The organism is Clostridium sp. AF12-41, from assembly GCF_003461685.1.
In the GTDB taxonomy this organism is placed as follows: domain Bacteria; phylum Bacillota; class Clostridia; order Lachnospirales; family Lachnospiraceae; genus Otoolea; species Otoolea fessa.
This window is the reverse complement of the sequence record NZ_QTXO01000001.1, coordinates 159,747-181,600: the sequence shown is the minus strand read 5'-3', so window position 1 is coordinate 181,600 and position 21,854 is coordinate 159,747. Positions and strand designations below refer to the sequence as shown.

Sequence of the window (21,854 nt, the reverse complement as noted above, 5' to 3'; positions counted from 1 at the left end):
TTATCTTTCTTCATCATCAGCTTCCCACATGCAGGGAAGATTCTCTCTTCTTGTTGGTTGAAATCTTCGCAATCATGGAAATTGCCAGTACCGCGATGGTCACGATATACGGCATCATCAGAACGAACTGGGATGGAATGCCATATGCCTGGAGGCGGGCACCGACGGAATCTGAAAATCCAAACAGCAGACAGCCCAGTGTGGTCAGAACCGGGTTCGCACCACCGAAATACATGGCTGCAACGCCCATGAAACCACGGTTATTGGTCATGTTCTCGATAAACTGGGTACTGTAACCCAGGGAAAGATGAGCACCTGCCAGACCTCCGATGAGACCGGAAAGCAGCATTGCCTGATATTTCACAGCATTTACTTTGATACCTGCCGTCTTCGCCGCTTCCGGAAACTGACCTACTGCACGCAGACGCAGTCCCCATACAGTTTTATAGAAGAAAAACTGAAGCAGGATAATCAGAACAATGGCAAACCACTCGGTCACGCACCAGTTGTTAAACAGATCCCCCACCACCGGAAGATTGTCTAAAAATGCAACGTTCACACGGGGAATCGCTTTAATATCCGGGCTTGAAAAACTTCCGGTACTGTGGAAAATCGCATTTACCATGAATTTAGTAATAGCCAGTGCCAGCATATTAATACCCATACCGATGGCGCAGATCTCCGAATTGTACCGGATATGTCCCACTGCCATGATCATAGCAATGACAGCCCCGGCGATCATCGCTGCCAGAATGCCTAATAACCAGCTTCCGGTAAAGAAGCTGACTGCTACTGCAGTAAAAGCACCTACCAGCATGATACCCTCTGTACCGATATTTAAGATATTGGCCTGCTGGGTGATTGCCGCACAAAGAGCGGCAAAGATGATCGGAGTCGCTGAACGAAACGTTGCATAAATCAGCGACGCATTAAAGATTTTATCAAAATTCTGCATTATCGCATTCATGCCTTATCCTCCTTCTTCTCCTCCGTTTTCTTTTTACGTTTCTTTGCAAACTGGAACGCAGTCTCCATGGTCGCTATGATAATGAACACAGCTGTAATGGTATCAACCAGTGATTTCGGCACACCGGTTGACTGCTGCATTCCCATAGCGCCCGATTTTAAAACTGCCAGGAAAAATGCCATAAATGGAGTCGAAACCATGTTGTTCTTTACAATCAGAGCTGCCAGCATACCATTGCTTCCAAGTCCGGTTGCAAAGTTGTTCAGGAAATATCCATGAACACCCAGAACCTCGATGCATCCTGCCATGCCGCCCAACATACCAGAAAGCATCATGGCACCGATAAACACCTTCTTAGAATCAATTCCCACATAATCCGCATGGGTCGGATTCAGGCCAACGGTACGAATCTTATAGCCCCAGCTGCTCTTCTGAAGCATAAAAATAATCACAATCACGGTGATGGCCGCGATGAAAATACCTACGTTAACACTGCTGGGTTTCATAAACTGATACAGCCTTACCGTAACCGGCAGGGACTGAGCGTTAGCAGTACCCGCACTCATAGGTCCGCTGACCAGATAAGATGTAATATAAAGGGCTACCGTGTTCATCAAAATGGTGGTACATACTTCATTTACATTATAATAGGCACGCAGAACCGCCGGAATAAAGGCCCAGGCAGCTGCTACCGCCATAGCGCCTACAAAACAGGCCACATACAGAGCCGGCTTCGGAAGGAAGGTCCAGTTAATGCCAATATAAGCAGCTGTGATACCGCCCAAGAAAACCTCGCCCTCAACACCTACGTTAAAAGCACCTGCTTTTGCTGCAACTGCAAAGGCAATGGATGTCAGCAGCAGCGGAGTAAATCCTGCCAAGGTTGTGCCCAGACGGAGCTTTCCGTCAAAAGCACCGCGGAACAGCGCCGCATATGCATCAATGGGATTTTCCCCGATGGCTATGATAAACAGCGCACCGACACCCATCGCAACGAGTATCGTAATAAGAATCCTTCGAATACCATTTAATGTCTGATTCATACTGCTGTTTCACCGTCCTTCCCTGTGTCTGTACCGCCCATCATAAGCAGACCCAGATTGTTTTCATTGGCCTCGTCGGCCCTCATCTCGCCGGTAATTTTACCTTCATGGATAACTACGATACGATCCGAAAGGGAGATAATCTCTTCCAATTCTGCCGAAACCAGCAGAACACCGGCGCCTGCCTTTTTCGCCTTTTCCAGGGTATTTCGAATCAGTTCGATGGCACCGATATCTACACCTCTGGTAGGCTGGGATGCTACCAGAAGCTTATTGCCAAGAGATACCTCCCGGGCTACTACAACCTTCTGTGCATTGCCGCCGGATAAGGAGGATGTAGGAAGACTATAATCCGCCGGGCGTATATCAAACTGTTCTACCATTTCTTTTGCATAGGTATCCTGTCCTGATTTATTCATCATAATGCCCTTGGTAAATGGAGGCTGATCCAGGCGGACTGCGATCAGATTTTCCTCGATGGTCATGGCACGGTTCAGACCTCTTGTATTTCGATCCTCCGGAATATGGGAAAGACCGCTCTCTCTCACTTTTCTTGGACTCTGATTCGTAATATCCTTGCCGCAAAGAAGGATCTTGCCCTTCTCTACCTTGCGGAGTCCGGTGATCGCCTCAACCAGCTCACTCTGTCCATTTCCATCGATACCTGCCACGCCGACAATCTCACCGGCCTTGACATGCAGGGACATGCCCCGGATCTTCGATGTCTCCTTCTGGCTGGGAATCCACACATCCTGAACCTCCAGAATCGTATCTCCCGCCTCAGAATAAGCCTTATCAATGTTTAAGAATACTTCACGTCCGATCATTCGTTTGGTCAGATCCAGCGGAGAAGTTTCCTCTTTATTAACAGTGCCCATATATTGTCCCTGACGCATCACAGAGATGCGGTCTGATATTGCCATAACTTCATTCAGCTTATGAGAAATAAAGACAAGGGATTTTCCATCCTGTTTCAGATTGTTCAGGATTTCAAACAGACGTTCTGCCTCCTGAGGGGTCAGAACCGCTGTCGGCTCATCCAGAATGATGATATCAGCACCTCGCATCAATGTCTTGATAATCTCGACACGCTGCGCTTCACCAACGGATATCTGGCTTACCTTCTTATCCAGCTGCACGTCCATATGATACTGTTCAATATACTTTTTAACTTCTTTTCTTGCCTTGTCAAAGTCAATTGTCAATCCCTTTTTCGGTTCAAATCCCAGAATAATATTCTCCAGAACCGTCAGCTCATTCACCAGCATAAATTCCTGATGGACCATGCCGACACCGTGCTCAATTGCAAGCTTCGGTGTGATGGTTCCCATCGGTTCACCTTTGACGATAATCTCGCCCTCGTCAATGGGATACATGCCGTACAGAAGCTTCATCATGGTGGATTTACCAGCTCCATTTTCACCAATCAGAGAATGAATCTCGCCCTTTTTCAGAGTAAATTCACCATGCTTTACCGCCTGAACCTGCCCGAAATTTTTGACAATTCCTTTCATCTCCACTACGTATTCGTTCATTCGATCACCCTCTCGTCCGGAAATGCCTGACGGCTCTTTCCAAGAAAAAACATTTTGTTGAAAATGAAGGGGAACCTGAAAGAATTCAGATCCCCCTTCGCCGCCAGGTTTCACTCGCTCCCGGCCTTGTCTTTATCAATTATGCCTGTGGGCCAAATCCTTCATAGTTTTCAACTACGATCTCGCCGGATTTGATCTTCTCGGCAAGCTCATCACACTTATCAACGATATCCTGCGGGAATTTGTCGCCCAGAGATTCTTTGATAACAGAGAAATCGGTCAGGCTGACACCGCCGTCCTTCAATGCCAGATATTTGGTTGTGCCGCCCTCAAAAGTTCCCTCTACTGCAGACTGGATAACCAGATAGCAAGCATTATCAACTCTCTTAACCATGGAAGTAAGAACATGTCCAGGCTGATCGGAATCCTGGTTTAAGTCAACGCCGATTGCGTATTTGTCAGCTTCTTTTGCACCTTCCAGAATACCAACACCGGTACCGGATGCTACGTTCATGACAATATCAGCACCCTGCTCATACTGTGCTAACGTCAGCTCTTTACCCTTTAACGGATCCGTCCAGCTTCCTGCAAAAGCCTGAAGAATCTTGATATCCGGATCGATATACTTCGCGCCCTGCTCATAACCTGTATAGAAGTCATGAAGTACCGGAATATCCATACCGCCTACCCAGCCGATGATATGATCTTCATTGACATTCGGGATATCGGTCTTGGTGGTGAACATAGCTGCTGCCGCACCTGCCAGGAAGGAGCCCTCATTCTGAGCAAAGCTGATGGACTCAACGTTCGGCAGATCAACGGTTGTATCGATAACTGCAAACTTGGTATCCGGATAACTGGATGCATTCTCAGTGATATAATCTGCGATGTTGGAAGAAGCACCGATGATTAAATCGTAGCCGTCATCACAAGCCTGAAGTAGGTTTGCTTTCCACTCTTCAGCAGTGGTACCCTCAAGGCTCTTAAGCTCGATGCCGAAATCCTCAACTGCTTTCTGTGCACCCATGTTGCAGGAGTCATTGTAGCTCTTATCACCTAAGTTGCCGGTGTAGACAACACACACACGAAGCGGTTTGTCAGATTTCTCTGAAGCGTCGGCTGCCTTTGTCTCGGTATTGCTGCTGTCAGCTGCCGTTGTCTCAGCAGTACTTCCGCCACCGCCGCAGGCTGTTAAGCTGGCACACATTGCTGCTGCAAGTACAATGCTTAATGTTCTCTTTCTCATTCTTTCATCCTCCTTTTTATGTGAAATACGTTATCCGCCGGACCATTCCTTTGGTAAAACGTTTTTCCATTCGTTCAAAAAAAATAAATCCTTTTTTCATATTTGCTTTACAGTTATTTTACAATCATTCCCACTGTTTTGTCAATAAATTTCGTATAAAAACGATTATTTTTTAAAATATTGTCAAACTTTTAGCAATATTCCTTTTTTCGGTCTTATGCAAAACAAAAAGGAATACGTTTCTCTCCGTCCTGGTTGTACGGTAAAACGCATTCCTTTTCAAAGTTGTATTCTATTTTCCTTTGTTTCGACGCCATCCGGCATTTCCCCAGATGATTTTTGTCTGTTTCTGAGGAAATGCATTCGTTTTCGGAACAATTCACACATTTCATGCAATGTAACAGATTGCTTGTCTGCACGATATCTCGCAAAAAAGACAACTTAATTTTTATTAAATGCCGCCTTCCCCGGATACTGTGCGCCGGTTCCCAGCTCTTCCTCAATCCGCAGAAGCTGGTTGTATTTTGCCACGCGCTCACTCCGGCTCGGTGCGCCCGTCTTGATCTGGCAGGTATTCAATGCGACCGCCAGATCTGCGATCGTCGTATCCTCGGTCTCGCCGGAACGGTGGGATACAATCGCCGTGTAACCTGCCTTATGTGCCATCTTGATTGCCTCCAGTGTCTCGGAGACGGATCCAATCTGGTTCAGCTTAATCAGGATCGAATTGCCGCAGCCGAGACGGATACCTTTTTCCAGGCGTTCGGTATTTGTTACAAACAGATCGTCGCCGACCAGCTGCACCTGTCCGCCGAGTTCTGCGGTCATCTTCTGCCAGCCTTCCCAATCCTCCTCGTCCAGACCATCCTCGATCGAGGCGATCGGGTATTTCCCGCAGAGCTGTTTCCAGTGTGCGATCAGCTCCTCGGAGGTGAAGTGTTTGCCACTCTTCGGAAGCAGATATTCGCCCTTCCTGCCGCTCTTCCACTCGCTGGATGCCGCATCCATCGCCAGGACAAAGTCCTCGCCCGGCTTATATCCGGCTCTCTCCACTGCCTCTAAGATGCACTGGATTGCTTCTTCGTCACTTCCCAGATCCGGTGCAAAACCGCCCTCATCACCGACAGAGGTTGCCAGTCCGCGCTCTTTAAGCAATGCTGCCAGTGCATGGAACACCTCGGTACACCAGCGGAGTCCCTCGCAAAAGCTCTCTGCTCCAATCGGCATAATCATGAACTCCTGTACATCGATGGTGTTTGCCGCATGCGCGCCGCCGTTTAAAATGTTCATCATCGGAACCGGAAGACGGTTTCCAGACACACCGCCGAGGAAACGGTACAGCGGGAGACCATACGCATTGGCTGCTGCCCGTGCGTTCGCGATCGAAACCGCCAGGATCGCATTCGCGCCCAGCTTGGATTTATCCTTGGTTCCGTCCGCCTCGATCATCGCTTTATCAACCGCATAGACGTCCGCCGGATCCATGCCCTTTAATACTTCTGCAATCACGGTATTCACATTCTGGACTGCTTTTTGTACGCCCTTTCCGCCAAAACGCGACTTGTCGCCGTCGCGCAGCTCCAGAGCCTCAAATTCACCTGTCGATGCACCGCTCGGTGCCGCGCCGCGTCCTATGCTTCCGTCTGATAGATAAACTTCCGCCTCCACTGTTGGATTTCCTCTCGAATCAACAATCTCCCGTCCAATCACCTTTTCAATTTCCAGATGTTTCATAGCCTGTCCCTTTCCGCCGCGTGGGCTTATGTGATTTCTATTTTTGTCTAACCCGAAATCAGGAAACTTTCTGCTTTTTATTATCGGCGTTTTTCTGTTTTCTATTCATAGTCTCCACGGGGCTTCTCTGCCCCACGTCCGGCAGGGCAACCGTGTCCACGCTTCTTTCTTTCACATTCATAATCAGCATCTGCAGGCGGTTTTCCAGATTGGCAAAGCTCACATCCGGATCGTAGTCAAGCGGCAGAATCTGGGCGTCCGGGTACATTTCCCGCATTTTTTTTACGATGCCGCGTCCTACCACATGGTTTGGCAGACAGCCAAATGGCTGTAAAATCACAAATGCCCGGCAGCCATGCGCCGCATGGTGCAGGATCTCGCCCGGAATCAGCACGCCCTCGCCCGCATCAAAGGTGTGCGGGATGATCGGGTCACTTTCCTTTACCAGTTCCGGCAGGCGGCAGACAGGCGTATAGAGCGGATGCTGTTTCGCTATCCGATCCGCTGCCGCGTGCGCAGCGTCAAATACCCGGTTCGCCACATGATACCAGTTTTTCTTGACAAACGGCTTTTTCAGATGATACGTCCGAATCTGCTCATCCTGGCAGAAATACGTTTTCCGGATAACATCCGTCATCCGCGCCTCGATAATCTCAAATCCATTTTTCTCCAGGTAGCGCTCAATCTCATGATTCGCGCCCGGATGAAAATTGAGGAGATACTCGCCGATGATCAGAACGCGCGGGCGCGGCTGGCTCCGGTCATATTCGATCGCATTCATCCGCTGGATCGCCTTTTTAAAGCCTCGCAGAGCGCCTGAAAGCCCATGCTGCTCCAGACCATCCACGACGAAATCCATCGCCTCGTCAAATGCCTGATCGCTGCTTCCGGAAACCTTCTCATACGGGCGGATCTTGCGAAGCAGCTCTTCCAGAATATCGATCATCGGAAGCGCTCCCGCCAGACGGATCGCCGACATAAGGTTCATCCGGAAGCCCGGATGCAGATCATGATAATCGACGTCATCGTTCGTCAGAATCGCCACCTCCGGGTAGCCGGCGTCGTTAAGCGCCTTGCGAAGCAGCGCACTGTAATGGGTCAGGCGGCAGTCACCGATGTATTTTCCCATACCGATCGCCGTCTCAGATGGCACATACTGACCACTCCGAAGTGCTGCCAGCGCCTCGCCGATGACAATCTGCGCCGGGAAACAGATATCGTTGTGGACATACTGCTTTCCGAGGCGGATCGCCTCTTCCCTGCCGACCGCCAGCGGAACTGCCCGGATTCCCTGTGTCTTCAACGCCGCCGACATAATCCGGCAGAACGCGTGGGAGGTGTTCGGGACCAGAACCGTGCGCTTCTTGCGGTCTTCCACCTCAAATTTAACCGGATATGGATCCGAAAGTTCGTGAACCTGCCAGGATTTTTGAATGTCTGGTCCCAGCGCAACCGTCCCGCATTCATTTCCGCCGCCCGCATTCTCCTGTCGGCTTGTTCCAGGCTGGTTTTGCAGCCTCTCCGCCATCTCCCGCTTCTTCCGCCGCATGTTGATCGTCTCCAGGAAGGAACGCACCCTGATCCGCAGCGGTCCCTGTACCTCGCTCTCGTCAAGTTTCAGGATCAGCGGTGATTTTCCGGAGATTTCCCGCATCATACGCTGGATCTCATCCGACAAATATGCGTCATGCCCGCATCCAAAGCTTACAAACTGGACATATTCCAGATTCTGGCTCTGTGCCGCCAGAACCGCGGACGCCAGCATCCGCGCGTGGTAATTGTTTACGACATCCAGACGGCTGTGGCTTAAATCCACATTTTCAATGCCCGGAACAGAATCTGCCGTCAGAACCGGAACGCCGAACTCGGTCAAAAGCTCCGGCAGGCTGTGGTTGACAAGCGCATCATTCTGATACGGTCTTGACGCCAGCACCACCGCATAGCGCCCCTCTTTTTCCACCTCTTCCAGAACCTTCGCTCCCGCCTCTTTCAGGCGGCTCCCAAACTGCCGCATCGCATCATTTCCTGCAAGAACCGCCTTTTTCGTTTCCGACGGCTGGATGGAAAATGTCTGTTCCATATATGTAATAAGCTGACGTTCTTTATCTTCCTCCCTGTACCAGTAAAATAACGGTGCATCAAACGGAATGCCCCACTGTTTCTCCGGAGAATCCGAGTTGCGGATCACAAGCGGATATCCCTTCACGACTGCACACATGGACTCGCTCGTTGATTCCGTATTTTCCGATCCGATCGCCGCAATCGACGGCATAAAAATACGATCCACTTTCTTCTTTACCAGATCGCGGATATGCCCGTGCACCAGTTTTGCCGGAAAGCAGACGGTATCTGAAGTTACCGCGCTTAAGCCTTCCTCAAACATCTTGTGCGTGCTCGGGGATGAAATCTGAATCTCAAAGCCCAGCGAACGCCAGAACGTCGTCCAGAACGGCATCGTATCCCAGAAAGCAAGGACGCGCGGCAGACCGATGGTTATATTTCGCCGCACAGTATCAGACACAGCATTCGGCACAAGACCAGTCTTAGCGGCTGCCCGCTCTGAATGACTTTTTGCAGACGATGCATCCCCTTCTTCCGCTTGATCCAGATAATCTGCAAACAGGAGTTCTTCCCGCAATTTATAGAGATTTGGCACTTTATTCCGGGTTTCTGACGCTATTTTCAGTCGCTCGCGCACCTTCACATCCTTCGGATCGCCAAGAATCTCGCCCCGCTCACAACGGTTGTTCGTGATCCATGAGGTTCCATTCGAAAACCGCACCACCGCACGCTGACAATGGTTCATACAGAACGGACACGGCACATTCGCCTCCTGCTGCCAGGTCAGGGACTCCATTTGATCCAAACCAATAAAATGCGGCTGTTTCCGGCTCTGTGCTTCTTCCTTCGCTAAAAGCGCCGCACCGATCGCCCCCATAATGCCCGGATACGGCGCCCGGATCACCGGGCGGCCGACATACTGTTCCAGCGCACAGAGAACCGCATCATTTTCAAACGTTCCGCCCTGTACGACAATCCTCTTTCCCAGAGAATCCAGGTTCGACACACGGATAACCTTTGTAAATACATTTTCAATGATCGAACGGCACAGCCCCGCCATGATGTCCTCCGGCAGCTTTCCATTTCTCTGCTCCGTCACGATACTGCTCGTCATAAAGACGGTACAGCGGCTTCCGAGCGCAGCCGGATGCTGCGAAGAAAATGCCTTTTCAGCAATCTCCCGCGCCGGAATATGCAGGGAGGATGCAAAATTTTCCAAAAAAGACCCACAGCCGGATGAGCAGGCTTCATTCACGACAATATTTGTGATAACGCCATTGTCCAGCCAGATTGCCTTCATATCCTGACCACCGATGTCCAGAAGAAACGTCGCATCCGGCGTGTATTTTGCCGCCGCACGTGCATGTGCCACCGTCTCAACCGCGTGTGTCTCGGCCGAAAATGCACGTGAAAACAGCATTTCTCCATAACCGGTCGTCCCGGCTGCCAAAATCTCCAGTCGCACGCCGTGGGACGCATACTTTTCCCGCATCGCAATCAATGCTTTCTTTGCCACCGTCAGCGGATCGCCTTGATTCGGCGCATAAAAGGAATCCAGAAGTACCTCATTCTCATCTAACAGGACAAATTTTGTCGTCGTACTGCCCGAATCAATACCCAGATATGCCCGCAGCGTACTGCCCGACTGCGAATATACCGTTTTTCGTTCCAGGCGTCTGTGTCTCTCCTGAAATTCTGCCTGCGCCGCTTGATCGGCAAAAAATGGACGAGAACGGAACGAGCCTTCCGCCGTCTCATCGCCATTTCCGGCTTCACTTTGTTTCTTTGCTTCCTCGCGCGCCGCACGCACCCTCTCGATCCGATCTAGCAGTTCGTCTGCCGTGGCGAGCGCCTCTTCCTCCGAAAAGAGCTTCACCGCCGCACGCGCCGCACCGCAGGCAATCAGGAGTTCCGGTCGGTCCGGACTTATAATTTCCTCCGGCCGAAGGTCCAGACGTTCAGCAAACACGCGCACCAGCGTCCGGTTAAAGGTCAGCGGACCGCCCTCAAAGACGACCGGCTTCTCGATCGAAAGTCCCTGTGCCAGACCACCGATCGTCTGTTTGGCAATCGCATGGAAGGAGGAAAGCGCCAAATCTGATTTTTTAACCCCCTGATTTAAAAGAGGCTGGATGTCGGTCTTGGCGTACACGCCGCACCGTCCGGATATATCATATACGGTTGTTCCCTGTGCCGCCAGCGCGTCAAATTCCTCAACCGGCGTCTTAAGAAGAGAAGCAATCTCATCCACAAACGCACCTGTACCGCCAGCACAGCTTCCGTTCATCCGCATATCTGCGACCTGCAGCTCGCCCGTCCGTTTATCCCTCTGGAAAAAGATAATCTTCGCATCCTGTCCACCCAGCTCGATCGCCGTTCCGATTTCCCCGTACATGGCTTTCAAGGCGATCGAGTTCGCCACTACCTCCTGTACATAAGGGATCTCCAGCTCTTCCGAGAGGTGCTTTGCGCCCGAACCGGTCATCGCCGTCAGAAATGACCGCCCCGCAAGTGTCTCTTTCACCAATTTTACAGCTCTCGACACACTCTGAAGCTGATCCGAGTGATGGCGTGTATAGTCCGAAAACAGGACTTTCCCCGTTGCCGCCTCCATCACTGCCACCTTCGTCGTCGTTGAGCCAACGTCAATTCCGACGAGAATCTGTTCCTGTCCGTTTTGTCCCTTCTGTTCCATTCTGTATCTTCTAACTCCTTTATCCCAGATGTCTGCAAACTTGTGCGGTCATTCTATCCGACACAAGCAGCCTGCGCCCTGTCATCTCTTTTCTCTTCATCTTAACAACTTCTTAGCATCCGCCAAAACATGAAGAAGAGGCATACGGTTTTTCCCCGCACACCTCTTTACCGTATGAATCTGTACGCATCTGCCTTCCAGCATTCTGTACAGCCATAAATATGCTACATTCTAACAAATTTAAAATAAAAAGTCAATTCCCGGGAATTTCAAAGGTGCCGTAAGAAAACGTGGTGGCAGCAGGAATTTGCCGTATTTAAATGCGAAGCCACGGCAAATTCCGTTACTGGGCACGTATACGTGAACCGTAACACGGTAACCTATCATCTGCCTGTTAGCGCATCAGCCCTGCGTAGAGCTCCGTCGGCACATACGCCTCCACGTAAATGCCATCCTCCCGGTACTCTTCTTTTAAAAGCTGACCGTATTTGCGGATCGTCTGGATGCGTCCGGCTTCCTGGTAGGAAAATACCTTTTCCAGATAAATCTTTCGGTTTCGCAGAATCATTTCCAGAATATCCTTCAGCTCGTCCAGCCCCGCGCCCGTCTTCGCGGAAATCTGCACCTGATAATCAGAATGCAGATCTTTCAGCGTCTCCGGCTGTTCCACCTGATCCATCTTGTTAAAGACTGTTACCACCGTCTTATCGCCGATCTTCAGCTGACGCAATGTATCATATACGACATACATCTGCGTGTCCATCTGCGGATTCGACGCATCGACCACATGGAGGACAATATCACTATAACGTGCCTCCTCCAGCGTACTCTTGAACGCCTCGATCAGATGGTGCGGCAGTTTGCGGATGAATCCGACCGTATCTGTCAGCAGGATCTCCTGTCCGCTCGCCAGCTTTAATCCACGCGTCGTCGGATCCAGCGTCGCAAACAGTTTATCCTGTGCCAGGATTCCTGCACCCGTCAGAGTGTTTAAAAGCGTTGACTTACCGGCATTCGTGTAGCCGACGATCGCCGCCGACAGCGTATATTTCCGGTCGCGCTGTTTTCTCGTCACCTCGCGGTGGCGTTTGACATCTTCCAGTTCCGACTTTAGCTGCCCGATCCGCTCATGAATCAGACGGCGGTCCATCTCCAGTTTCTTTTCACCCGGTCCTCTCGTACCGATACCGCCGCCCAGACGGGACAGGGAACTGCGCAGTCCGACCAGGCGCGCTGCGCGGTAACGCAGCTGTGCCAGCTCAACCTGGATTTTTCCCTCGCTCGTCGTCGCATGCGCCGCGAAAATATCGAGAATGACCATCGTCCGGTCCATTACCTTCGTATCCAGCGCCGATTCCAGATTGCGAAGCTGTGCCGGGGACAGTTCATCGTCGCAGATCACGCCGGTTGCGCCCATTTCCCAGACCATCTCCCGCAGTTCCCCGATCTTTCCACTGCCCAGATAGGTGCCTGGATGAATCTTCTCCCGGTTCTGCACCAGACGCCCGATCGCCGTCGCCCCGGCAGTATCCGCCAGCTCTTCCAGCTCATCCAGGGACGCCTCCGTATCATCTTCATCTGAGGTGCTGACCGCCACCAGAATGACGCGCTCCTCCAGTTCTTTCATATCGAACAATTCTGCCATATTACCTCCAACATTTACCGGCTTTCCAGAAAACGGATTTCCTTCTGCACCTCCGGCGTGTCCGCACCGGCTGCCTGACACTCCTTAAACTCTTCCAGCGCCTTCGCAAAATCGCCCTCTTTCTCATAGAGAACCGCAATATTCTGCCGGATTACCAGCGCCGTCTCACTGTCTGCCAGCGAAAGCGCCTCCTCATAATGGGACATCGCGCTCTCATAATCGCCAGCCTCCATTTCACTGATCGCAAGCTGATTATAAATCTCCGGTCCCGACACGCCGCGCTCGATCGCCTGATTGCAATACTGGGCTGCGAGTTCACTGTCCCCGGCATCCCGCGCCGCCGACGCAAGCGCCGTAAACGCCAGACTCACACCCGGAGCCGCGGCGCTGCTCTTTTTGCTGTTCTTCGCCTTTTCCTCCGCTGCCGCAAAATCCTTTTCGGCATCCTCCGCCTGTCCGGCTGCTGCCTCCGATGCCGCTTTATAATAGAGGTATTCCACTTTTCCGCCGTCTACCTCCGCCAGAATTCCATAGGTCTGCGCTGCCGCCTTATAATCCGCCAGTTTGTATTCTGCCTCGCCGCGATATTTTAAAACATCCAGTTCAAAAGAATTGACGATCCCATCGCTCTCATCCAGCGCTTTTCCAAACGAATCGATCGCATCCTGATAATTACCTGCATTTAACTGCTCGATTCCGGTCATACGCGCTTCTTTCGCTTCCTTCGATTCACCGCCGCAGCCGGAAAGGATGCCCAGTGAAAGCACCGCTGCTGCCAGAAAAAGACTTACTTTTTCTCGTTTTAACCTCTTTATCTGCTTCATTTTTACCAAACCTTTTTATTAATTCTTTCCCGTACTTCCGATCCCGCCGCGATCTTTATTGTCAAGCTTTTCCGTCTCCTCAAATACGATCTTCGGCTGATGCTCCATGATGCGGAACTGGCAGATGCGGTCATTGACATGGATCACTGTATCACGCAGCGCATATGCCGGAAAATGCCACTGATCGTTGTCCCCACAGTAGCTCTCATCGATCACACCCATATGATTGGTCTGGATGATGCCGAAATTTTTAAAGGTACTGCTGCGCGGAACTACATGCGCCTCATAGCCCTTCGGCAGCTCCATCGCCACGCCAAGCGGAATCAGGGCAAAATCACCCTTTTTCAGCACCACCTCACGCGCCGCACGCAGGTCGATCCAGTCAGATTTGCCGTCAATGTAGGCGAGGCGGTCAATGGCGTCTGTGAAATATTTGATCTTTATGTTCATGCTGTTCATATCTGTATGAAATCCTTTCTTATGTCACATTTTATCTGGTAATGGCTGCCTTGCAGGTTTGTTTTTCACAAAGCACCTCCCCGAAAAATATTTTTCAACTTTCCAGTTTCTCTATAATACCACACGCGCGCGTTTTCCGAAAGTATTAATTCGTGCAGGCACGGACTTTCGCTCGTTGCGCGCAAAAAATCCCGACGGCCTGGAAATCCAGAACCGCCGGGAAGGAAATAGGTTGGAGCTACTTCAATATCAGAATATTTTAAATGGATACTTTGCTGAACCAGCCGTCAAATTATAAGAGGTTCATAAAAGTAGTCAGTACCATGGAGTTAAAGAAGTCTACGAATAAGCTTCCTACTAACGGTACGATGAAGAATGCACGCGGAGCCGGACCATAGCGCTCTACCAGTGCTCTCATGTTTGCCATTGCGTTCGGGGTTGCGCCCATACCGAAACCACAGAATGCGGTGGTCATAGCAGCTGCCTCGTAATCACGGCCCATGATGTTGAATACAAGGAAGTTTGCATACAGGAACATAACAACCGTCTGAACTAACAGGATAACAATCATCGGAAGTGCCAGAGCTGCTAACTGCCACAGCTTCAGGCTCATCATTGCCATCGCTAAGAACAGGTTCAGGGACAGACCGCCCAGTGCGTCAACTTCTTCCATCGGAAGATCTTTGTGCTGTACATCCCAGATATTACGGATAGCGGCTGCTGCCAGCATCGCACCGATGTAAGTCGGGAATGTAAGACCAATGCTCTTAAAGAACGCGAAAATGAAGGTACCAACACCGATTGCAACTGCAAGGAATACAGCCGCGGTGGTGAATTTCTGACCGTCGATCGGCGATGCTACTTCGTCAACTGCATTGCCTTCCTCGGCTGCGGTTGATTTCAGATGGTGTTTCTCAACACGGGCACGGGCGATAGGACCACCCATCATACTGCCGGATACCAGACCATATGTAGCGGATGCCAAGGCAACTGTAGTTGCGCCTACAACTGCGTATTCCTGCTCCAGAAGCGGTCCGAAGGAACCACTCGTTCCGTGACCTCCAACTAACGGCATAGAACCCATACATAAGCCGAGAAGCGGATTCAGACCAAACGCTGCTGCCAGACCGCTGCCGACTGCATCCTGCACGATACAGATACCAACTGCCAGCGCCAGGAACATAAATACCTGAACGCCGCCCTTCTTTAACAGACGGAAGCAGGCGGTAAAACCGACGCTGCAGAAGAAGATCGTCATAAATACGCTCTGTAAGGTTGTATCAAAGGAAAGCTCCAGAACTCCTGTTGCATACAACGCCAGATGAGCGAATGCAAATACGACACCGCCCGCAACCGGAGCCGGTATACAATACTTGCTCAGGAAGGGCAGCTTCTGTACAAGCAATCTTCCCAGACAGTAGACCAGTGCGCCAAGAGCACACGCCTGATACATATCAAGCTCAAGTGTCAACATAAACAATTCCCCCTTTTGTTTTGCTGGCTTCTTTCATTTATGTAGCGATTTGAAAGAGCTGCTTGTTTGTTTGTGTTGACCTCATTTTCCACGTTGGCTACAAAAAGTTACAAGAAAATACAGAAATATGATGTTAAGAATCTGTTAATGTCAGAATTGAATGAATATTGTTAAGAAAACGTTAATATTTCATTTCCTTCTCTGCCTCTTCCGGCAGTTTCCCCTCAAACTTCAGCTCTTCCTCCGCCTCCATGCGGAACTCGTCGATTCGTCCCGGTTCCGGTTCCGGCAGTTCTTTCGTCGATCCGACTCCAAACCGGCGCAAAAATTCCTCCGTCGTCGCAAACAATGCCGGACGTCCCGGCACATCCAAACGCCCTACCTCGTAAACGAGATTGTACTCAATCAGTTTATTGACCGCGTGATCCGATTTAACCCCGCGGATCTTTTCAATCTCAAGCTTCGTGATCGGCTGTTTATAAGCAATGATCGAGAGTGTCTCAAGCACAACATCCGTTAAAATCTGCTTCTTCGGCGTTGCTGCCACCCGGATCAGATTCTCATAATATTCCGCGCGGGTCGCCATCTGCCAGCTGTCCTCCAGCTGCGTGATCTGCATGCCCCGCTTTTCTGCCTCATAACGGCTCTGTAATCGTCTGACCGCCGCTTCCGCGCGCTCTGTATCCGTCCCGAGCGCCGCCGCAAGCTGGCGCAGCTCAACCGATTTTCCCATTGTAAAGAGAACCGATTCCACGATGGCTTCCTCGCGTTTTTCATCTAATTCTGGCATACTCTTCTCCTTCCTCCGTCGACAGTTCCAGCTCTGCCTCGTCTTCCGTTTCATCCACATCCACTGTATCGAGCTGCATCTCATCAAACAATTTTTCCTGCACCAGATGAATCCGTCCCATCTTCATCAGCTCCAGCACTGCCAGAAACGCCACGACTATCTCCAGGCGATCGGATTCCCTCTCCAGCACATCGCTGAATTTAAAATGACGGTGTTCCCGCGCATAAGAAAGCACCGACCTTACCTTCTGCTCCAGGCTGATCGGTTCCCTGCGGATCGTACTGAACCGGCTTCGCACCGGGTCAAGCTTATTGGCATTCCGCTTCATGACCGCGTCAAACACTTTCTGCAGCTTTGCCAGCGTCAGACCATCCAGAAGCTTGTCCAGATCCAGCGGTTCTTCATATTTCGCCACCTCCCGGGGAATCGTCGGTTCCTTAAAAAAGAGAAGCTCTGCCTCCTGCTCCCGCTCTTCCAGCTCCTGCGCCATATATTTATACATCTTATATTCCAACAGCCGGCGCACCAGCTCGGCGCGCGGATCTTCCTCGTCTTCTTCCTCTTCTTTTTCCACCTTCGGAAGGAGCATCCGCGATTTGATGTCCAGAAGCGTCGCCGCCATCACCAGAAAATCGCTGACCACATCCAGATCCTCATGATCCATCTGATTAACATATTCCAGATACTGCTCCGTAATCAGGACGATCGGAATATCGTAGATACTTACTTTATTTTTTTCAATCAGATGAAGCAGCAGGTCCAACGGTCCTTCAAAATTATCTAATTTATAGGAAATTTCCATTCTTTCCGAACTCCTTCTTTTAGCCAGCTTTTTCTACAATCATATACCAAATTCCGTATACATCCACCTGTGCCGAAGAGTTATTCCTGCTGCCACCACGTTTTCTTACGGCACTTTCGGTTCCAAAAGTGCCTACCCGTGTACAATAACCAGAATCTCTCTATTGTTTTCCCCGCAACGTCACACAAACCAGCTCTGGCCGGTCATTCAGCCGCACATTGATCGAATGCGTCCCAAGCCCCCGGCTGACGATCATCGTCTTTCCGTCCGCATCAAACCGTCCGGCGCACCATGGCAGGAAAAACTGGTACTGCGGCGTCATCACGCCTCCCAGCCCCGGGATCCGGATGGTTCCGCCGTGGAAATGTCCGCAAAGCGTCAGATCCGCGCCCCATTTCCGGTAGGTCTCAAAAAAGAGGGGAGAATGAAATAATAATATCTCATACATTTCATGTCCGGCTTCTCGCTCCTTTTCCGCCAAGTCAGGAGAAAACGATTCTTTCATCTGATGAAAACACGTCTTCTCTGCCGCAGTTCCAACCCGCCCCGAAAGCTCTTCCATCGGCAGTTCCGGCACCGTGAAATGATGCTTATAATATATCTCCCGCAAATTGCACCCAGTCACCCGGATCCACGGATTGATCTCCTCGCTCCGATCCGACAAATAATGAACCCCCAGACGTTTTAATTCTATCTGGAACCGATCATACAAATCTCCGTACACATCCCGCTCCCGGTTCATCCGCTCCTCATGATTTCCGTTCGCATAGTAAACCGGCACAAAGGAGGTCAATTTTTCCAGAAGCGATACCGTGACGGTTAAATCTCCTTTTCCTTTACAGACCATCATATCGCCGCCGATCAGCACCGCATCTGGCTTGAATGCGCGGATCGCCGCCACCAGCGGCTCATTGTCCGTTCCATACACATTATCATGCAGATCCGACAAAAATACGCAGCGGAACGCAGCGCCATCCGGCAGCTTCGGACTCTCTATCTCATACTGGTCGGTCACAAAATGTTTTTTTTCATATTCCGAGCGGAGCAAAAGCCCCACTGTCACGGCTGCCAGTGCCGCCGCACATGCTGTGATTGCGATCATTTTGTTTCCTCCCATGTCCCATTTTCCAATTGGCTGCCGGCTGATTTTGGCTGCTGTCCGCATCACTGCCATCCTTATGCCCTGCAGACCCGAATCATTTCTATCCTGTTATCATACGGGAAACCGGTGTTTTCGTCAAGACAGGCAAATCCGTTGCTATTTTTTCGACCTCATGATAATATACTTTTAACAACACTGAAATGGCATTCACCTATCGTCAGCCATTTTTCAAAGGGAAATGAGCCGGTTACGGATATTTTCTTAATAACATAAATCAAGCGAGGTTTTTCATGCTTTCTTTTCTCCTGAACTGTAAACGGATTTACAACGATTTCATCAAAGACGAAGTCACGGTGTACGCCGCCCAGGCTTCTTTTTTTATCGTTCTCTCTGCCGCACCTTTTATCATGATTCTGCTGACGCTGATCCAGCTCATCCCCGCCGTCAGCCCGGAGGATCTGATGCACGTGATGACACAGCTTCTTCCCTCCAGCATCCACCCGCTGATTGAATCGGTAATCCAGGACATCCAGACTGTATCCCCGGCCGCCCTGCTCTCGGTTACCACCGTGGCAACCATCTGGTCGGCTGCCCGCGGCATGCTTGGAATCGAGCGCGGCTTAAACCGGATCATCGGCTGCCGCAAGCGCAGAAATTACCTTTTAGGACGTATCATCAACTCTGGCTATACCATTGTTTTTCTCCTGATGTGCATTTTCTCCCTGGTTCTGATGGTGTTCGGTTCCTCCCTGCAGCGCCTGCTATTCCGTTACTTTCCGATGCTGGACAGATTCGTTTCCTGCCTGATTAGTCTCCGGACGTTTCTTGCGCTGGCGCTGCTGACGCTCTTTTTCGTCGCGCTGTACACCTGGCTGCCCTATGAACGGCAGGATATCCGTCTCCAGCTTCCCGGTGCGCTGATTTCCACCGTCGGATGGATCGGATGTTCCTACGGATTTTCCATCTACTTCAACCATTTCAGTAATTATTCTTATATGTACGGCAGCTTGACCGCCGTCGTGATCCTGATGCTGTGGCTGTACGCCTGCATATGCATCCTGTTTTTCGGTGCGGAAATCAACCAGCACTGGCGCAGATAATCCCCAGCCTCAGGAACACCGGATACAGATAGCTTGCCCCAAACACTCCCAGCTGCTTTGGTCCGGTCACGCAGCCAAGCTCCTGCGCTTTTTTATACGCCACCAGGATGCTTGCACGCGTGACCGACTTTTCTTTCCGGCTGACAAACATCTCGTTGCCCCGGATCGTGTACGAATATTCCAGCCCTTTCGCCGTGTAAAATATTGCCCCCTCAAATGCAAGAATCGCTTCCCACAGGGCATCCGGCGTCTGTTCGCGCAGTAAAGTCTCCCTCTTCCGGCGCTGCACAGCTGTCTCCTGTACCTGGCAATCTGCTGTATCTGGTTTTATTTCATTCTCTTTTGTTTCATCCATTTTTCCCACATCCATTTTGGGATCTTATTTCTTCCGCGTCAATGAAACCACCGTCTCACAATTGGCAGTATGCGGGAACATATCCACGCAGCACACCTTATCCACCTGATATCCTGCCGCCTGGATCGGTTCCAGATCCCTCGCAAGGCTGGTTGGTTTGCAGGACACATAAACCATGTGGCTGACGCCAAAATTCAAAATCTTTCCGATCGCCTTCGGATGGATTCCGTCGCGCGGCGGATCCAGAACGATCAGATCCGGCTTTTCTTCCAGCTCGTCCACCACCTTGAGGACATCCCCCGCCAGAAATTCGCAGTTGCCAAGTCCGTTGCGCGCCGCATTCTCACGGGCTGCCTCGACTGCTTCCCCGACAATCTCCACGCCGACTACTTTCTCCGCCACCGGTGCGAGGATCTGCGCGATCGTGCCGGTGCCGCTGTAAAGGTCAAATACGACTTTTCCCTTCGTCTCACCCACATACTCACGCGTTTTCTCGTACAGTACCTCCGCGCCCAATGAGTTCGTCTGGAAAAAAGAAAACGGCGAGATCTGGAACCGCAGCCCTAAAAGCTCTTCGTAAAAATGCTCGCGTCCGAACAGAATGTCCGTCCCCTCATCTTTTACGGCATCCGCCAATGTATCATTTTTGGTATGCAGAATGCCCGCAAAGCTTCCCTCCATAGGAAGTGCCTGAAGGCACTCCGTCCATCCCCGTAAAAGTGCTTCCTCGGTTCCCTCAAAGGTATCCGTCTGTGTTGTCGTGATCAGATCGACCAGAATCTCCCCTGTCTTGATCGCACGGCGCACCAGAAGATGGCGCAAATAGCCGGTATGCTGCATTTTTTTATAAAATCCAACTTTCTTTTCCTCAAAATATTCTTTTGTACAGACAAGAATCTTGCAAAAATCCGGATGCACGATATGGCATTCACCGGTTGTAACCACATCATAAAAACTGCCGCGCTTGTGCATTCCCAGCGACATAGGACCATCCTTGACCTCATCACCGAAGGAAAACTCCATCTTATTCCGGTAGCCCTGCACCAGCGGGCTGCCTAAGATGCCCTCAAACTCATATTCCGGACATACCGCATCCAGAAGGGAACGAACCTGTTTTTCCTTGATCGCAAGCTGTTCCTCATACGGAATCGGCTGATAAAGACATCCGCCGCAGATACCAAAATGCGGGCATACATCCTCTGCCGTCTCTAACTTTGAGTGCTCGACAACCTCCAAAAGCATACCCTCGCATCGACCGCCGCGCTTTTTATTGATACGGAACCGGATCTTCTGTCCCGGAAGCGCATTTTTGACGATCGCTTTCTCTCCATCTATCACAACTATGCCCTTATTTGGAAACTCAATCCGTTCTACAGTTCCTTCGTAAATCTCACCTTTTTTCATTGATAACTATATAGCTCCTTCTCTCAGTGGCTTTTACCGCACTATAATCACCAACTGCAAATGATTCTTCAACTCACAGCTAATTTCCATCTGCGGTTCTAATTCATATCTTTATAGTATACAGGAATTTTTTTCTTTTTCCAAGATATAAAAAATACAAACTTATCTACAAACTTTCCTATGGCATAAAAAATACTGCGTGAAACCGATTTTCCGGTTCCGCGCAGTATTTATTCTGATTCATTGACTAAATTATCACAATCAGTCTTTCTTTTCTTTCTCGTCGCTCTCATCCTCGAAGAAATCGTCGTCGAAATCATCATCGAAGTCGTCCTCGAAATCTTCCAGATAATCTGGAGTAAAGAAACGATATACGCCGTATGCAATCGCTGCAACTGCTGCTACAATACCGATAATGGCTAAAATCCAGAGAATACAGTTTTTCTGTTTCTCCTCTTCTTCTTTTCTGTGAAGGAATTCATTCAGTTTGGTTGCATTCATGATCTCTTCTACTCTGGAGAGCGCATCTTTGCTCATCATATCAAATTTATTCATACACTCCACATCCTTTCCCGCGTTTTGATCCGCAATTCTTGATTTTATTATACCATCTCTCAG

At 50.3% G+C, this 21,854-nt stretch carries 17 protein-coding genes; 1 reads left to right on the top strand and 16 read right to left on the bottom strand.

The annotated features are described in order from the left end of the window. Nucleotides 1–16 precede the first annotated feature (16 nt). From DWV73_RS00740 to DWV73_RS00680, 13 genes are all read right to left on the bottom strand, one after another. Nucleotides 17–967 (bottom strand): ABC transporter permease, encoded by a 951-nt coding sequence (locus DWV73_RS00740; RefSeq protein WP_242995687.1) that lies wholly within the window; start codon nt 965–967, stop codon nt 17–19. Next, nucleotides 964–2,010: an ABC transporter permease gene (locus tag DWV73_RS00735; protein ID WP_117795128.1), complete on the bottom strand. Its 1,047-nt coding sequence runs from the start codon at nt 2,008–2,010 to the stop codon at nt 964–966. Before DWV73_RS00735 ends, DWV73_RS00740 begins: the two co-directional genes overlap by 4 nt. Continuing rightward, nucleotides 2,007–3,545 carry an ABC transporter ATP-binding protein gene (locus tag DWV73_RS00730; RefSeq protein ID WP_117795126.1) on the bottom strand — a complete coding sequence of 513 codons (1,539 nt, stop codon included), beginning with the start codon at nt 3,543–3,545 and terminating at the stop codon, nt 2,007–2,009. The genes DWV73_RS00735 and DWV73_RS00730 overlap by 4 nt, the downstream gene beginning before the upstream one ends. Before the next feature lie 139 nt (nt 3,546–3,684). After that, nucleotides 3,685–4,791: a BMP family ABC transporter substrate-binding protein gene (locus tag DWV73_RS00725; protein ID WP_107001569.1), complete on the bottom strand. Its 1,107-nt coding sequence runs from the start codon at nt 4,789–4,791 to the stop codon at nt 3,685–3,687. Between the two features lie 441 nt (nt 4,792–5,232). Then, the gene (gene eno / locus DWV73_RS00720) at nt 5,233–6,525 is read right to left on the bottom strand and encodes a phosphopyruvate hydratase (RefSeq protein ID WP_117795124.1); all 1,293 of its coding nucleotides are present in this window, start codon (nt 6,523–6,525) and stop codon (nt 5,233–5,235) included. A gap of 58 nt (nt 6,526–6,583) precedes the next feature. Continuing rightward, entirely contained in the window at nt 6,584–11,281 is a 4,698-nt protein-coding gene (locus DWV73_RS00715) for an acyl-CoA dehydratase activase (RefSeq protein WP_117795122.1), read from the bottom strand. A 394-nt stretch (nt 11,282–11,675) separates the two neighbouring features. Further along, entirely contained in the window at nt 11,676–12,926 is a 1,251-nt protein-coding gene (gene hflX / locus DWV73_RS00710; protein ID WP_117795120.1) for a GTPase HflX, read from the bottom strand. A 14-nt stretch (nt 12,927–12,940) separates the two neighbouring features. Next, the gene (locus DWV73_RS00705; RefSeq protein WP_117795119.1) at nt 12,941–13,750 is read right to left on the bottom strand and encodes a tetratricopeptide repeat protein; all 810 of its coding nucleotides are present in this window, start codon (nt 13,748–13,750) and stop codon (nt 12,941–12,943) included. Between the two features lie 18 nt (nt 13,751–13,768). Then, entirely contained in the window at nt 13,769–14,200 is a 432-nt protein-coding gene (locus DWV73_RS00700; RefSeq protein WP_117795742.1) for a dUTP diphosphatase, read from the bottom strand. A gap of 301 nt (nt 14,201–14,501) precedes the next feature. After that, on the bottom strand, nt 14,502–15,683 hold the full coding sequence (gene gltS, locus DWV73_RS00695) for a sodium/glutamate symporter (protein WP_107001574.1): 1,182 nt from the start codon (nt 15,681–15,683) through the stop codon (nt 14,502–14,504). Nucleotides 15,684–15,864: 181 nt separating this feature from the next. Continuing rightward, complete coding sequence (scpB, locus tag DWV73_RS00690; protein ID WP_117795117.1) at nt 15,865–16,473, bottom strand: SMC-Scp complex subunit ScpB; 609 nt, start codon at nt 16,471–16,473, stop codon at nt 15,865–15,867. Further along, nucleotides 16,457–17,275, bottom strand: coding sequence for a segregation/condensation protein A (locus tag DWV73_RS00685; protein ID WP_117795115.1), 819 nt, complete (start codon nt 17,273–17,275; stop codon nt 16,457–16,459). The genes scpB and DWV73_RS00685 overlap by 17 nt, the downstream gene beginning before the upstream one ends. Nucleotides 17,276–17,435: 160 nt before the next feature. Beyond that, on the bottom strand, nt 17,436–18,377 hold the full coding sequence (locus tag DWV73_RS00680; RefSeq protein ID WP_117795740.1) for a metallophosphoesterase: 942 nt from the start codon (nt 18,375–18,377) through the stop codon (nt 17,436–17,438). 290 nt (nt 18,378–18,667) lie between these two features. Here DWV73_RS00680 and DWV73_RS00675 point away from each other — a divergent pair, with 290 nt between their 5' ends. Next, the gene (locus DWV73_RS00675; RefSeq protein WP_107001577.1) at nt 18,668–19,477 is read left to right on the top strand and encodes a YihY/virulence factor BrkB family protein; all 810 of its coding nucleotides are present in this window, start codon (nt 18,668–18,670) and stop codon (nt 19,475–19,477) included. Here the strand turns inward: DWV73_RS00675 and DWV73_RS00670 are convergent. From DWV73_RS00670 to DWV73_RS00660, 3 genes are all read right to left on the bottom strand, one after another. After that, entirely contained in the window at nt 19,455–19,832 is a 378-nt protein-coding gene (locus tag DWV73_RS00670) for a hypothetical protein (protein ID WP_107001672.1), read from the bottom strand. The two genes, DWV73_RS00675 and DWV73_RS00670, sit on opposite strands and share 23 nt — an antisense overlap. Nucleotides 19,833–19,856: 24 nt before the next feature. Then, a complete protein-coding gene (gene rlmD / locus DWV73_RS00665; protein WP_117795113.1) occupies nt 19,857–21,236 on the bottom strand; it encodes a 23S rRNA (uracil(1939)-C(5))-methyltransferase RlmD in 1,380 nt (459 codons plus the stop codon). A 261-nt stretch (nt 21,237–21,497) separates the two neighbouring features. Beyond that, nucleotides 21,498–21,791 carry a hypothetical protein gene (locus DWV73_RS00660; protein WP_022359751.1) on the bottom strand — a complete coding sequence of 98 codons (294 nt, stop codon included), beginning with the start codon at nt 21,789–21,791 and terminating at the stop codon, nt 21,498–21,500. Nucleotides 21,792–21,854: the final 63 nt, after the last annotated feature.

Coding starts and splice junctions, on each gene's coding strand:
- DWV73_RS00740 (WP_242995687.1), bottom strand. CDS start 967: ATGAATGCGATAATGCAGAATTTTGATAAAATCTTTAATGCGTCGCTG.
- DWV73_RS00735 (WP_117795128.1), bottom strand. CDS start 2,010: ATGAATCAGACATTAAATGGTATTCGAAGGATTCTTATTACGATACTC.
- DWV73_RS00730 (WP_117795126.1), bottom strand. CDS start 3,545: ATGAACGAATACGTAGTGGAGATGAAAGGAATTGTCAAAAATTTCGGG.
- DWV73_RS00725 (WP_107001569.1), bottom strand. CDS start 4,791: ATGAGAAAGAGAACATTAAGCATTGTACTTGCAGCAGCAATGTGTGCC.
- eno (WP_117795124.1), bottom strand. CDS start 6,525: ATGAAACATCTGGAAATTGAAAAGGTGATTGGACGGGAGATTGTTGAT.
- DWV73_RS00715 (WP_117795122.1), bottom strand. CDS start 11,281: ATGGAACAGAAGGGACAAAACGGACAGGAACAGATTCTCGTCGGAATT.
- hflX (WP_117795120.1), bottom strand. CDS start 12,926: ATGGCAGAATTGTTCGATATGAAAGAACTGGAGGAGCGCGTCATTCTG.
- DWV73_RS00705 (WP_117795119.1), bottom strand. CDS start 13,750: ATGAAGCAGATAAAGAGGTTAAAACGAGAAAAAGTAAGTCTTTTTCTG.
- DWV73_RS00700 (WP_117795742.1), bottom strand. CDS start 14,200: ATGAACATAAAGATCAAATATTTCACAGACGCCATTGACCGCCTCGCC.
- gltS (WP_107001574.1), bottom strand. CDS start 15,683: ATGTTGACACTTGAGCTTGATATGTATCAGGCGTGTGCTCTTGGCGCA.
- scpB (WP_117795117.1), bottom strand. CDS start 16,473: ATGCCAGAATTAGATGAAAAACGCGAGGAAGCCATCGTGGAATCGGTT.
- DWV73_RS00685 (WP_117795115.1), bottom strand. CDS start 17,275: ATGGAAATTTCCTATAAATTAGATAATTTTGAAGGACCGTTGGACCTG.
- DWV73_RS00680 (WP_117795740.1), bottom strand. CDS start 18,377: ATGATCGCAATCACAGCATGTGCGGCGGCACTGGCAGCCGTGACAGTG.
- DWV73_RS00675 (WP_107001577.1), top strand. CDS start 18,668: ATGCTTTCTTTTCTCCTGAACTGTAAACGGATTTACAACGATTTCATC.
- DWV73_RS00670 (WP_107001672.1), bottom strand. CDS start 19,832: ATGGATGAAACAAAAGAGAATGAAATAAAACCAGATACAGCAGATTGC.
- rlmD (WP_117795113.1), bottom strand. CDS start 21,236: ATGAAAAAAGGTGAGATTTACGAAGGAACTGTAGAACGGATTGAGTTT.
- DWV73_RS00660 (WP_022359751.1), bottom strand. CDS start 21,791: ATGAATAAATTTGATATGATGAGCAAAGATGCGCTCTCCAGAGTAGAA.